This window comes from Ectobacillus funiculus, from assembly GCF_004138295.1.
Classification (GTDB): Bacteria; Bacillota; Bacilli; order Bacillales; family Bacillaceae_G; genus Ectobacillus; species Ectobacillus funiculus.
This window is the reverse complement of the sequence record NZ_SCFM01000004.1, coordinates 525,577-538,428: the sequence shown is the minus strand read 5'-3', so window position 1 is coordinate 538,428 and position 12,852 is coordinate 525,577. Positions and strand designations below refer to the sequence as shown.

The following is a 12,852-nucleotide window of genomic DNA, read 5'->3' as shown; positions in this document are numbered from 1 at the left end:
AAAATTTTCTGACTACGTCGAATCACTTCTAGCTAGAAATTTATGCTTTCCTACAGTGTAAAAAAGACAAGCTCCGCTTATTTTTTTTGCAACGTTGACTGGGCAGGCTGTCTCTTCAGCATCATAAGGGGTCTCTGGGATGGTAGAAAGAACGCTCAGACAATGAATGGATACATTCAAAAATAAAAAGTTCGGCCGTGCGCGGCCGAACTTTTATAGTTTATTCCGTTTACAAAATCTTAGCAGCACACCCAAGCTGCTCCTACAATGATTAACAAGATAAACAATACAACGATTAGCGCAAAGCCTCCGAAGTGTCCACCATATCCGCCGCTCATGCCCTACACCTCCTTTATGTTATGGAGTAACATATACTATGCATTTTAATACTGAAAAGAGTAGGCTGTTATCCCGCTTTAGATAAGAAAGTCGATTAATATACGTAAGCGCATCCTACAATAATTAATAGAATAAACAATACAACAATTAACGCGAAGCCGTTACAAAAACCAGCACTCATCCTATTGACCCCCTTTTCAAACTTCCCTATATTGTATGGACGATAACAAAAATTGCCTATGCGAATGCCCCAGTGCAACATGCTGCTGTAGAGAATTGGGCATTTTTTTCCTTCCGAATAGGAAAAAGAAAGAAAATATGATATATTAATTGTTGTGTTATTTGACCATACTGGAAAGTAAAAAATGCATAGTAGGAGTGTTATAAGATGAAGAAAGCAATTATTGCGCTTGCTGCAACGAGTGTACTCGTTCTTTCAGCATGCGGCAATTCTTCCGAAACGATTGTATCAACAAAAGCAGGAGACGTGACAAAGGAAGAATTTTATGATGCAATGAAACAACAAGCTGGACAAAATGTCATTAAAAATCTTGTCATTCAAAAGGTATTCACAAAAAACTATAAAGTGGCAGATAAAGATGTTGAGGCTGAATACAAAAAAACAAAAGAACAGTACGGCGACCAATTTGACTCGCTTTTAAAACAAAGCGGCATGACTGAGAACTCACTAAAAGAGCAAATCCGCGCAAGCCTTGCGGTAAAGAAAGCAATTGGGGCTACGATTACGGAGAAAGAGCTAAAAGCACAGTATAAGCCGGAAATTCGCGCAAGCCATATTCTTGTGAAGGATGAGGAAACTGCGAAGAAGGTAGAAGCTGAGTTGGCGGCTGGAAAATCCTTTGAGGATCTTGCAAAACAATATTCTGAGGACACAGCTTCAAAAGAAAATGGCGGTGACCTTGATTATTTCGGGCCAGGTAAAATGGAGGCTGCTTTTGAAGAGGCTGCTTATAAGCTGAAAAAAGGCGAAATCAGCCAACCAGTTAAAACAAGCTATGGCTACCATATTATTAAAGTAACAGATATCAAAGAGCTAAAGCCATATGATGAAGTGAAAGACGACTTGAAAACACAGATTATTGAAACAAAAATGGCAGATACTACATTTATGAATGATTTTATTGATAAAGAACTGAAAAAAGCTGACGTAAATGTGAAGGATAAAGATTTAAAACCAGCTTTTGAAACGCAAGCTGCTACAGGAAGCCAGTAACATAAATATAAAAAACCGGACAAGCCTTGGCTTGTCCGGTTTTTTATATGTTCATGGCTCACCCACGCTCTTCTCCTATATTCCATGTAAAGGCATGTGCCATATAACTGGCGAGCCCTGCCCTTTAGCAAAGACGGAGGCGTAGTTGCCTTTATCCTTTATTCCTAAAACTTCTCGCTACGTCGAATGATCTCCCAGCTAGAAATTTATACTTTCTGGTGTAAAAATCCGGCAAGAATGCGCTGTCGGATTATAGCAAAACAGACTGATCATCCTGCTCCTGTGCACGACGCTCACGCTCTTCCTTAATGCGCTGCATATACATATTACCTTCGCGCTCGATGAATTCCTGATCGATGTCCTGTTCTTTTTTTGAAGTGTACAATACCATATAGCCGCTCACGATAATACCAACAATTACAACATATACCCACCAAGGCAATGTTTCCATCCCCATCTTAATCCCTTCCTTCCTAGACAAGCTTTACTTTCACTGTATGAAGGAAGGGTAAAAAGTATGACTATCGATGAAACGACGGTTTATAAAAAGCGCGTTGATCAAGCGCAAAAATTCGGTCCGTATACTCTCCAGGCTTGACACGACTTAACGCACGATCCATCATATTCATTTTCGCATCAAGATTATCAATATAATGAAGCACCTCTGCCTCACGCACAAGCGGCGGCTTTGGGCTTCCCCATTCTGCTTTACCGTGGTGACTGAGAACAAGATGCTGTAAAATCACAATCTCTTCTCCTTGAATATTAAGCTCCTCCGCCGCCTTTGCGATTTCGCTCACCATAATTGAAATATGCCCGAGCAAATTCCCTTCAACCGTATAAGAAGTAGAAATCGGACCAGACAGTTCAATCACCTTCCCTAAGTCGTGTAAAATAACGCCAGCATACAGTAAATCCTTATCAAGAGACGGATATAGGGAAGCAATAGCTTTAGCCAAATCCAACATGGAAACAACATGATATGCAAGTCCAGAAATAAATTCATGATGATTCTTTGTTGCAGCCGGATAATCAAAAAAGGCATCTTGATATTTTTTCAGTAAATGCCGCGTAATGCGTTGGATATTTGGATTACTCATTTCAAATATGTATTGTGTAACTTTTTCCTGCATTGCATCCTTTGTCAACGGTGCTTTCTCTACAAAATCAGAGATATCCGGTGCTTCATGCGGCTGTGCCAGCCGAATTTGCTTTAGCTTCAGCTGGATGCGCCCCTTATAATTTTGAGTATCACCAACAACCTTTACAACCTTTTCCGCTGTGTAATGCCCTTCATCCTCCTTTGAAACATCCCAAAGCTTTGCTTCAATCTCACCGCTTTGATCCTGCAGCATAAGAGTCAAGAATGGTTTTCCATTACTTGCAATTCCTCTTGCTGCCGACTTAATAAGTAAATACATATCAACTTGCTCGCCAATCTCATGCTGTATGAGCTTCTTTTTCATATATTTTCCTCCAAAATGACTAATTATCTTTAGTATACCACGGAAAAAACTTCCACATGAATAAAGAAAACTCGCCGATTGGCGAGCCCTGCTCTTGGGCGAAGACAGAGGCGTAGTTGCACTTATACTGGATTCCTAAAATTTCCGACTACGTCGAATGGTCTCTCGGTTAAACATTTATGATTTTTTAAAGCGTAAGGAAAGCTGGAGCACGGTTCGGACAAGGCTGATTCATGGAAGCCTTCCATATATTCACCTTTTGCAGGAATATTATTTAACTGTGAGGGCAAGAGCAAGACAAGCATCAAGCTGGCTCTGCGCCATTTTTCAAGACAATGACCGTATCCCCTGAAAAATGAGACAGCAGATGAGGATGACATGTAAATACAATCACCTGCCGCTCCCTGACAATCTCCTTAATCAGCTCAATCGTTTGCTTCGTACGTACTGCATCAAAATGCACAAAGCTATCGTCTATAATAAGAGGATAGGATTCCTGCATATCATAGGCACAGGCGAGTGCAAGCCGAAGTGATAAATACACCTGTTCAGTTGTCGCTTGACTAAGCTCATGACAAAAAAAACGCTGGCCATCCTTTCGTTCTACCTGCAATGCTTGCTCCGCAGACGGCGTAAGCAACCGAGTATATTGTCCGTTTGTAACATATGTAAAATACCGTTCCGCTTTTTTTAGAATTAGAGGCAAGCGCTCCTTATAATACCGCGCTGTTGTATTTTGTAAAGCAGCCTTTGCAACTGCATAAGCAGACCATTTCTTAACCAGTTCACGAAGCTGCGACCGTTTTGCTTCCCACTCATGGACGATATCCCTATAAGTACTTCCATTTTCAAGAGCAGTCATTTCTGCTGTACATGTAGCTGCTTCATGCTGCAGCTGTTGCTGCATTTCATGCAAGCGCTGTTGCTTTTTCACTGCTTCCTGCAGCAATGCTGCGCAGTCTTCTCCGATATCCGCTATGGAGGGATTAACAAGCCGTGTACGCAGCACCTCTATTTGTACTTCCAAAAATGAAAGCTGCTTTTGTGCTTCATGTGCCTCCTCAGCTTTTTGTCCGCGCATCAAAAACTGCTCCTCAGTCTGTGCGTCCGCAGAGCTCCAAAGTGTATCGCGCTCTTGCTCCAGCTTCGAATCTATAAGCTGCAATTCCTGTATTTCTATCTCCCACTGCACTATCTGTTGCTTTAGCTGCTGATGCTGCTGCACTTTCTGCTTTTCTTCCTTCAGTATCTCGCTCATCCCATACAGTAATGCAGCACTGTTTTCATCTCGCACGGCAAATATATCCTGAAGCCCCCTCATCTTTTCTTCAAAGGTCTTCGTTTCTCCCTCCAGCAGCCCTATGCGTTCCTTTCTTTTTATTGTTTCACGCTCCCCTTGCTGCAGCTTTTCAAGTCGCTCAAATGCAGGAATAAGCTGCGCAGCAGGGAGTGCAGATGGCAAACCCGTTTTCTCCTTCCATGCTTGTACTTCCTTCTGCAGCACATACATATTTTTCTCCCATTCCTCATATTGGGACACAATCCGTTCGTAGGCTCGCTCTGCCTGCTGTAGCTTAAATTGTTCACGCTCTAGCTGCTGCTTCCTTTCATCATCCATGTGCAGCCTATGCTTTGCCTGTATGGTTTCCTCAGAACGTCCCATTCCTTGCAGAGCAGCCAAGTCCTTCTCCAACTCCAAGGCAAGAGACTGCTGCTTATTGCTCCCGACCGTAAAGAAAAGAACTATACAGACAAATGCAAATAAACAAGCAAATAACACTAGCTTTACATTTAAAAATAAACTGGCCGCTAACACTATGGAATTTACTGATAGAAGGCTATAAAATAAAACATTACGCTTTTTTCGTCTTATTAGCTCTTCTTCTGCCTGTCTTCCCTGTTTTTCCTTCAGCAAATGGAGCATATGAGTTGAAGCTGCTGCCTCTGTGAATGCCTCATTCTCCAGCAGCTTTTCACATTGCATTCGTTCAGTAGCTGAGAGAAGCGAGCCTGCCACGTACCTTACCTGTTCCTCCAGCTGCTCCAACAATTCCTTGGCGGCAGCAAACTGCTCGTCAAGCTGCTGCTTTTGTTCCGTTAGCCGTTTAAACGCTTGTGCTGCTTCCATGACACCTTCCTTTGCTGAAAGACTGGCATGAAAAAGCAGAGCATCCCCTGAAAAGCCAATACTCGTTCGCAGCTCCTGCTTCTCCTCCTCAAGTCTTGCAAGCTCTGTCTGTAAGGAAAGGACATCCCGCTTAGCCGTTTCATATGACATATAACCAAGTCGGCACGCCTCCACAACTGCTTCCTGCTCCAATATGTGTTGACGGGTGGAAAAAGATTCAATCGTTTGCTCCGTATCCTCTATTTTCTTCCTTAATGTTTGCAGCCGGAGACGGATTGCCTTCCATTCCTCCATCAGCCTCTCATAACGGTTTATACCATTAACCGGAAATGAAGAAGCAGCAACCGAAGATAAAAAACTTTCATATTTCTTTTTCTCCAGCTGCAGCGGCTGCAATGTTGTCATTGTTTCGTAGTCCCTGATAGCGAGGCGAAGCTGTTCCTGCTCAAGCTGTAGCTCTGTCAATTGTTCCTCGCTGCTTCGTTTTTTCGAAGCCCAGTCCTTATATGTATCAAGCTTGTGCTGCCACCTCTCTAGCTCTTCCTTCAGTTTGCTTGCCTCTTGCAGTGCAGCGTTCACTAACGGCTTGCGGCCATTCGGTTTGAACAGCGCCTCCATGCCGCTATCCAGCTTTTTCTCCAGCTGCAAAATTGCATCCGTACCAATTGCACCTGCAGAGAATAAATAAGATCCAAGCTCTTCACGGCTGACTGTATGAATATTTTGTAAACCATGCACATCAAAAGAAAAAATAGAATCAAATAACGTGCTATCCATTCCTTGGAGGATTGCTTCCAATAATTCCTCTCCGCCGCGTGTACCGTCCTCTAAGTATATAGTTACTTCTCCAACAGCTGTTTTGGGAAGGCGCTCGATTTTAATTCGGCCGTACTGATTGGTTTGCAGTGTAAGCGCACCTCCATATCTTCCGCCTGTTCGCGGCTCATAGCGATATTGGCCGCGCGTTGGAAATCCAAATAGTACACTCTTAATGAATGAACGAATTGTCGACTTACCGGCCTCGTTTTCTCCATACAATACAGATAATTGCGATAGCGTATATTCTCGATTTTCCAGCCTTCCATAGCCGTAAATATGCAACATCTCAATTTTCAATATGCTCTCCCTCCCTTCATCATCTCTCCTATAAGCAAGCGCTTTGCTTCTTCTAATATGTCCTGCTTTTCCTCCTCTGAGAAGGGCTCTATCACCTTCCTAACAGCCGAAGTGCTCCAAAACGGCCGCAGCACTATATCTATCTCTGAAAAGGAGTCGGCCTCTTGAAGCAAATCCAATAGAAACGGGCTCTCCTTTAATGCTTCTTCTGAATACGTCCGGTTCAAACATGAGATAGGATAAACAAAATCGTTCCGTTCCTCTCCCTGAGCCAAAATCGCCACAAGTTCATCGACATGCTGACTGTCTTGTAAATATAATGCAAGCGGCCCGCTTCCGCTGATCGTCAAAACGAGCAATACTCCTTCTGTCTCACGGCGCAGGTCATTCATTACCTCTTCACAGCGCTTCAATAATTCATCTATCCTTTGCATTCCCTCAATGGAAATCTCTGCTTCCTTCCAAATAATGCTGGCAGTTGGAATGAATGTATAGGAGGCACGCCCCTCCATCAGTGTTACAAGATAACAGCCCTTCTCCCCCATTTCCTTCCGATGTCTTCCTTGTATATTTCCCGGATAAATAATGGGCGGCTGCTCGTTTAGCACAACCCGTTTATGAATATGGCCGAGCGCCCAATAATCGAATTGCTTTTCCATAAGCTCCGATAACAAAAATGGTGCATAACTGCTATGCTCATGATTTCCTTCAAGGCTGCCATGCAGCAAACCGATATGAAATGGAGCCTCTTCTTCTTTTTCATATTGAGCTGCCATCCGTTTCGTTACTGCCCTTTGCCCATAGCTAAAGCCGTACACATATGCAAGCAGTTGCCCTTGCTTATGAAAAGGCTGCTTCGTCACAAATGGCTGCTGAAACACATGAACGTTGTTTGGAAGCTCTATACCCGCTCCGTTTCCTCCAAGATGATCATGATTTCCATGACTTATATAAACTTGAATGTCATAATCATGCAGACGACGCATTTGCTCCCGTAAAAACAGCTGCGCGCGAAGACTTCTTACCTCCCTGTCATATACATCACCGGGAATGACAACGAAATCAACCTGCTCCTGAATCGCTGTATCTACAATACGCTGAAATGATTGAAATGTACTTTCCTTCATCGCTTCAAAGATAAACGACGGCATTGCTGTTTCCATCCCTTTAAATGGGCTATCCAAATGCAAGTCTGCCGCGTGAATGAACGTAAGCTTCATAGAATATACCCATCCTTCCTTCTATCATATACTTGTAGTCATTGTATCATGTTTCTTAGACGTGATTAGATCGTATTGAGGAGGTCAAAGAATAAAACAGATACGTTCATCATACATAGTTTGATTATCACTCTACGATTTTTCTTATGGAAACGAGCCATTTTATAAAAAAATAGGAATATAAATTAAATATCTCAAAGGGAAGGAGATGACAAAATGAAAGTGTATGTCTTAACTGCATTTGCCAAAGACGGTGCAAAGCTGTTGGAGGAATCCTTTGAGGCGATGACAGAAGCGGAAGCAAAGCAGCGAGGCGAAGAAATCCTGCAGCAAAACGATATTACCCAGACGTACCGCTGCACATCCTCAAGCGGCAAACTCATTTTATTTCATGCATAGATTTATAATAAAGAAAACTCGCCAATGATTGGCGAGCCCTGCCCTTGGGCGAAGACAGAGGCGTAGTTGCCCCTATACTGTATTCCTAAAACTCCCGACTACGTCGAATTGTCTTCCAGCAAGAAATTTACACTTTCTTACAGTGAAACATATTCAGATTATAAAACTCCTCTTCGCTGTACATATAGCCGCTTAGTATCCCTTCTTTTTGGAAGCCAGCATTCAGAAGCACACGTTCAGAAGCCCTGTTATCAGGATGTACGAGTGCACCGATGCGATAAACATCTAAGTAAGAGAACGCGAAGGAAACAATCGCACGAATTGCTTCTGTTGCATAGCCATTTCCCCAATGCCCTCTATCAATCTCGTATCCAATCTCACAGCTGTGATTGTGTAGATCCCAAGAATGAAAGCCACATGTTCCTAGAAAGACACCATCTTTCCTCCGAATAATTCCCCAGCGGATATGGCGGCCTTCCGCAAACCCCCGCCGAAAGTTTTCACACATAGCAGCAGCTTGCTCTAACGATTGCAGTGCAGGCATTCCCCAAAAGCGCATCACCTCTTCGTCAGACAAGCAACGAAACAATGCATATTCATCCGCAGGTGAGATATCCCGAAGCAGCAGTCTGCCCGTTCTTAGCACTGGAAATGAGGAAAGTCGAAAACTTTGTATCATAATGACCGCCTCCCACAACAGAAACGTAAAAGAGATTCTACCAGAAAAAAGAGCAGCTGTACAAATTTAGGAAAAATGAGATTCCTATTGAATGATTAGCAGCTTTTACTTACTCTCCCCCATATACAGGCGAGCGCTTTTGCAGAAATGCTGCTATGCCCTCCTGGTGATCCTTGGTTGCACGCATTTTGCTTTGGCCTTCCTTTTCAAGCTGCAAAGCTTGAAGCAATGCAGGCTTGTTGCGCTCACAAAGAATATTCTTTGTTTCAATCATAGCACGAACCGGCTTCTGCAGCCATTCTCCCGCCTTTTGCTTCACTGCTTGCTGAAAATCTGATTCCACAGCCTCATCAATAATGCCAAGCCCTAATGCTTCATGAGCATTCATCCTTTGACCTTCCCAAATAATTTGCTTCGCAAGGCTTTCGCCGACTCGATTTTGCAGGAAGAAATGACCGCCTCCGTCTGGAATAAGAGCGACGTTAATAAAATTCATCGCTATAATGGAGGATGCATCCGCTATCACATAATCACCAGCTAGCGCAAGACTTAAGCCAAGACCTGCCGTTGGCCCGTGAATGGCACTCATGACAAGCTTGGGCATTGTATACAATGTGATGATAAGCTCCGATATCATATCCATAATAGGTGAAAATTTACTTTCATCCCTATCGGAGAGCATTGACTTAATATCTCCGCCCGCAGAAAAGCCTCGCCCGTTCCCGCATAAAACCACAACATCAACTTTACTGTCCGCTACTTCCTTCAGCTTATCAACCAATTCCCGCAACATACTCTCGTCGAGAGCATTTAATACTTGCGGTCGATTCAGCATCACGGTTGCCATGCGTCCTTCATACTTGACAATTACAGACTCTGTTTGGCTTGAGACATTCATTGAGTCATCTCTCCTTCTCTGATTTTCCTTATCTATAAACAATTTGAGTTGGTGAAAAGGAAATCCTGCTTTTGTAAGGAAAAAACAACCATCCGCTCTCTGGCTCAAAAACTTACCAAAAGCTATCGTTACGCACAAAACTAGAAGTTTTTTATCTCCTTTCGAAGACGTGTGCCCACAGGATTACACACTAGGGGACCGTTTCACGATGTTCAGGAATTGCCCGTCTTCCTATGACTAAAGCAGCAGCCGAATGAACCTTGACCCGGAAACGAGTTTGATATTTTAATCTTCCAATGGGATAAGAAAAGAATCCTGAGATATACCCCAAGATTCTTTTTGACAAGTTATTATTTAATTATGCTGCGCTCCGTGAATAGTTCTTCTAATATTCTTAGCTTATCCTCTGTATATTTAACATAACCATCATTATACGATTTCGGGTCCTTCGGATTAGCGAAATGCGTAATCGCCCCTGTTTGCGGGTTCACGAATTTACTGGAAGCTCCGCAGCCCAGTCCGATAATAGACTGCACTTCCTCCATAATCACAATATTATAAATGCTCTCCTGCTCAGGAATTGCATACCCGACATTTTCAAGGTTTCCAAGAATATTTTTCTGACGGTATAGATAATATGGAACATAGCCATGACACAGCGTCCAATCCTCAGCCATGTGCATCATTTCCGTAATTTCCTCACGCCCTGCAACCTTGTACTTTCGTTTATTTTGCGTCATTTCTGATGCGCGCTTAAAGGAAAGGGTATGGACCGTCAAGGATTCAGGCATTAATTTCTCTGTTTCTTCCAGTGTATGCTCGAAAATGTCCAGCCCTTCTCCTGGCAGTCCGATAATTAAATCCATATTAATGTTATTCATCCCCATAGAGCGCGCGAGATGATATTTCTCAATCGTTTCCTCTACTGTATGATGGCGACCGATTGCTTTTAATGTTTCCTCATGGTATGACTGCGGGTTAATACTAATTCGGTCAATATTCCACTTTTTCAACACTTCTAGCTTTTCTGGAGTAATGGTATCCGGTCGTCCGGCCTCAACGGTTACTTCCCGAATGCTTGCTACCCCTGGAAACGACTCATACATTTCCTCATACAGCATATCCATCTCTTCTGCTGTAATACTTGTTGGCGTCCCCCCGCCGTAGTAGACAGTTGTAATAGTGATACCTTTTTCCTTTAAAAATTTCCCGATTTCCCGAATTTCATAATGCAGCCCGCCGAGGAAGGAATCAACAGAACCTTGTCTTCCGTTAATGGCATATGCCGGGAATGTACAATAGGCACATTTCGTCGGACAAAACGGAATCCCGATATAAATACTCACCTCATCCTTTAACTTATACAGATCAGGTACAGCAGCAAGCTGGCGGTCAACAATGCGCTGCATTAAGTCGATTTTCTCATCATGAATCAAGTAATCCTCGCGCAGCTCCTTATGTGCTTCTTCCTTCGTCATGCCGCTTTGAAGCTTTTTATGAAGCAGCTTTGTTGGACGAACACCGGTTAAAACTCCCCATTTTTGTTCAATTCCTGTCAATTGCTGCAGAACGGATAGGTACACATAGGAAACGGTATGCTTCACTTGCTTGAAGCGTTCCTTTTCATTCTCAAAAGCGGAAACATCCTTAGCGAACGTTTCTCTGTATACATTCCCTGTCGACATCTCAGTTAAAGCTGCCGATGCTGTAACAATATCCTCTCCTGTAATCGAGATATCGACCACAAGATCGCCTTTCTCCGCAAAACACACTTCACTCTCTTCATAAAACAATCCGCTGATTAACCGAAGCGGACGTAAAAATCTATCATCTTGTAAGCTTTGAATTGCAATTCGCAACGTTTATCACCTTTTCACATAAATTAAAACGCCCATCCTTGGATGGCCTAATTAGATGAACAGGACATATACAAGCCAAGTTCTTTCCTGCCCATTCATGTAAGATAAAACTCCCTTTAGTTTACTTGAACGGCTGGGAGAGGTCAATATGTGCAAACTTCTCATTTTTGATAAAGAAAACTCGCCGATTGGCGAGCCATGCCCTTGGGCGAAGACAGAGGCGTAGTTGCACTTATACTTTGTTCCTAAAACTTCTAACTACGTCGAACTGTCTTCCTACTAGAAATTTATACTTTCTTAAAGTATAAGAAAAGCGGATTCAGCCAACAAAAACTCCCCAGACATTTGTCTGAGGAGGTATATTTACCATTTTTTAATTTTAATATGAGCCTTAAGAAAATTAAGCGGAAATTGCTTACGGAAGTGCTCTTTAATCATATATGTGACGCCATGCTCGTTGTTAGAGCGTGTAACCCAATCCGCAGCCTTTTTGAGTGCAACAGGGGCATTGCCCATCGCTACGCCAAGACCGACGTTTTCAATGACTTCCAAGTCATCCATACTGTCTCCAATTGCAACCATTTCCCTCGGTTCAATCCCAAGATGGCTGCCAAGCTGCTGTAAGCCTCGCAGCTTGGAAACATTCGCTGGAAGAATTTCGATTTGCTCTCCTTCATACTCAATGATATGGATATCTTCAAACGCCTCAGCTAAAGTAGCAAGGGCTTGCTCTTTATCCTGTCTGCTTGAGAAAAACACATCAATTTTCGGTGCGGCTACTGGCTGATCACGAAGCGTGTCACCAAGTGATTCTACAAACTGGACGGGATAAAACACAGGATCGGCACTCGAAAGCACTGTTTTCGCAATTAAATTGGAAGCAAGGCTGCGGCGATTGCCAAGGGAAAATCGTTCATGGCAAATGCGGATATTGCAATCAAAATGCTCCAGCACCTGCACAAGATTGAATGTTTTTTCCTCAGAAATACGCTTTTGGATAAGTGGTTCATCTAATGAAGAAGAAATAAAAGCACCGCTATGCGTTATAAGGATGGAGCCTAGCTTTAACGCCCTGGCAATCTTTTGTGCAGATTGAAAGTTGCGGTTCGTAAATAACGTAACGTATACACCCTTCTCCCTTACAAAATCAATTGCTTCCTTCGTTCCCTTTTGCAGTCTTCCATTTGGACGAAGCAATGTTCCATCTATATTAATAGCTAATAAACGATAAATCATGCTGAGGAACCTCCCTTTCTTAGCTGTGGCACTCTACAATTAACGTATGAGGCATGGATGACAATTAGAACGAACGGCAGTAACAACCAATCTAAGTGGGTAAACTGTAACAGATAGCAAGACTTTCTAGCTGTATTCCTAAAATTTCTCGCTACGTCGAATGGTCTTCCAGTTAGAAACTTATACTTTCTTAAGGTGCAAGCAGAGAATTCTTCCAACACGCAAAATAGCTAACGCCTGATTCCTTAAAGCAACTGCAACATTCTACTTTCTGAAAA

12 protein-coding genes are annotated in these 12,852 nt (G+C 42.9%); 2 read left to right on the top strand and 10 right to left on the bottom strand.

Annotated features, from left to right (window positions below):
• Nucleotides 1-239: 239 nt before the first annotated feature.
• Both EP737_RS04055 and EP737_RS04050 read right to left on the bottom strand, forming a co-directional pair.
• Nucleotides 240-338 carry a YjcZ family sporulation protein gene (locus EP737_RS04055; protein WP_129726601.1) on the bottom strand — a complete coding sequence of 33 codons (99 nt, stop codon included), beginning with the start codon at nt 336-338 and terminating at the stop codon, nt 240-242.
• A 95-nt stretch (nt 339-433) separates the two neighbouring features.
• Nucleotides 434-520, bottom strand: coding sequence for a YjcZ family sporulation protein (locus EP737_RS04050; protein ID WP_129726711.1), 87 nt, complete (start codon nt 518-520; stop codon nt 434-436).
• A 207-nt stretch (nt 521-727) separates the two neighbouring features.
• On the opposite strand from EP737_RS04050, the gene prsA reads away from it, so the two are divergent.
• Entirely contained in the window at nt 728-1,573 is an 846-nt protein-coding gene (gene prsA / locus EP737_RS04045; protein ID WP_129726600.1) for a peptidylprolyl isomerase PrsA, read from the top strand.
• A 250-nt stretch (nt 1,574-1,823) separates the two neighbouring features.
• On the opposite strand, the gene EP737_RS04040 is transcribed toward prsA, so the two are convergent.
• The 4 genes from EP737_RS04040 to EP737_RS04025 all read right to left on the bottom strand — a co-directional run bounded on the left by EP737_RS04040 (nt 1,824) and on the right by EP737_RS04025 (nt 7,503).
• Complete coding sequence (locus EP737_RS04040; RefSeq protein ID WP_129726710.1) at nt 1,824-2,024, bottom strand: sporulation YhaL family protein; 201 nt, start codon at nt 2,022-2,024, stop codon at nt 1,824-1,826.
• A gap of 70 nt (nt 2,025-2,094) precedes the next feature.
• Nucleotides 2,095-3,039 (bottom strand): 3'-5' exoribonuclease YhaM, encoded by a 945-nt coding sequence (gene yhaM, locus EP737_RS04035; protein ID WP_129726599.1) that lies wholly within the window; start codon nt 3,037-3,039, stop codon nt 2,095-2,097.
• A gap of 304 nt (nt 3,040-3,343) precedes the next feature.
• Nucleotides 3,344-6,283, bottom strand: a complete 2,940-nt coding sequence (locus EP737_RS04030) for an ATP-binding protein (RefSeq protein ID WP_129726598.1) — start codon at nt 6,281-6,283, stop codon at nt 3,344-3,346.
• On the bottom strand, nt 6,280-7,503 hold the full coding sequence (locus EP737_RS04025; RefSeq protein ID WP_129726597.1) for a metallophosphoesterase family protein: 1,224 nt from the start codon (nt 7,501-7,503) through the stop codon (nt 6,280-6,282). The genes EP737_RS04030 and EP737_RS04025 overlap by 4 nt, the downstream gene beginning before the upstream one ends.
• A 216-nt stretch (nt 7,504-7,719) precedes the next feature.
• Here EP737_RS04025 and EP737_RS04020 point away from each other — a divergent pair, with 216 nt between their 5' ends.
• Nucleotides 7,720-7,902: a YhzD family protein gene (locus EP737_RS04020; RefSeq protein ID WP_129726596.1), complete on the top strand. Its 183-nt coding sequence runs from the start codon at nt 7,720-7,722 to the stop codon at nt 7,900-7,902.
• Nucleotides 7,903-8,029: 127 nt separating this feature from the next.
• On the opposite strand, the gene EP737_RS04015 is transcribed toward EP737_RS04020, so the two are convergent.
• The 4 genes from EP737_RS04015 to EP737_RS04000 form a co-directional block, all read right to left on the bottom strand.
• Nucleotides 8,030-8,581, bottom strand: a complete 552-nt coding sequence (locus EP737_RS04015; protein ID WP_129726595.1) for a GNAT family N-acetyltransferase — start codon at nt 8,579-8,581, stop codon at nt 8,030-8,032.
• A 109-nt stretch (nt 8,582-8,690) separates the two neighbouring features.
• On the bottom strand, nt 8,691-9,479 hold the full coding sequence (locus tag EP737_RS04010) for an enoyl-CoA hydratase (protein WP_129726594.1): 789 nt from the start codon (nt 9,477-9,479) through the stop codon (nt 8,691-8,693).
• A 350-nt stretch (nt 9,480-9,829) separates the two neighbouring features.
• Nucleotides 9,830-11,338: a coproporphyrinogen III oxidase gene (locus EP737_RS04005; protein ID WP_129726593.1), complete on the bottom strand. Its 1,509-nt coding sequence runs from the start codon at nt 11,336-11,338 to the stop codon at nt 9,830-9,832.
• Nucleotides 11,339-11,701: 363 nt separating this feature from the next.
• Nucleotides 11,702-12,574 carry a Cof-type HAD-IIB family hydrolase gene (locus EP737_RS04000; RefSeq protein ID WP_129726592.1) on the bottom strand — a complete coding sequence of 291 codons (873 nt, stop codon included), beginning with the start codon at nt 12,572-12,574 and terminating at the stop codon, nt 11,702-11,704.
• Nucleotides 12,575-12,852: the final 278 nt, after the last annotated feature.

Bases quoted from the DNA above. Each gene is read 5' to 3' on its own strand.
- EP737_RS04055 (WP_129726601.1), bottom strand. From the start codon at position 338: ATGAGCGGCGGATATGGTGGACACTTCGGAGGCTTTGCGCTAATCGTT.
- EP737_RS04050 (WP_129726711.1), bottom strand. From the start codon at position 520: ATGAGTGCTGGTTTTTGTAACGGCTTCGCGTTAATTGTTGTATTGTTT.
- prsA (WP_129726600.1), top strand. From the start codon at position 728: ATGAAGAAAGCAATTATTGCGCTTGCTGCAACGAGTGTACTCGTTCTT.
- EP737_RS04040 (WP_129726710.1), bottom strand. From the start codon at position 2,024: ATGGAAACATTGCCTTGGTGGGTATATGTTGTAATTGTTGGTATTATC.
- yhaM (WP_129726599.1), bottom strand. From the start codon at position 3,039: ATGAAAAAGAAGCTCATACAGCATGAGATTGGCGAGCAAGTTGATATG.
- EP737_RS04025 (WP_129726597.1), bottom strand. From the start codon at position 7,503: ATGAAGCTTACGTTCATTCACGCGGCAGACTTGCATTTGGATAGCCCA.
- EP737_RS04020 (WP_129726596.1), top strand. From the start codon at position 7,720: ATGAAAGTGTATGTCTTAACTGCATTTGCCAAAGACGGTGCAAAGCTG.
- EP737_RS04015 (WP_129726595.1), bottom strand. From the start codon at position 8,581: ATGATACAAAGTTTTCGACTTTCCTCATTTCCAGTGCTAAGAACGGGC.
- EP737_RS04010 (WP_129726594.1), bottom strand. From the start codon at position 9,479: ATGAATGTCTCAAGCCAAACAGAGTCTGTAATTGTCAAGTATGAAGGA.
- EP737_RS04000 (WP_129726592.1), bottom strand. From the start codon at position 12,574: ATGATTTATCGTTTATTAGCTATTAATATAGATGGAACATTGCTTCGT.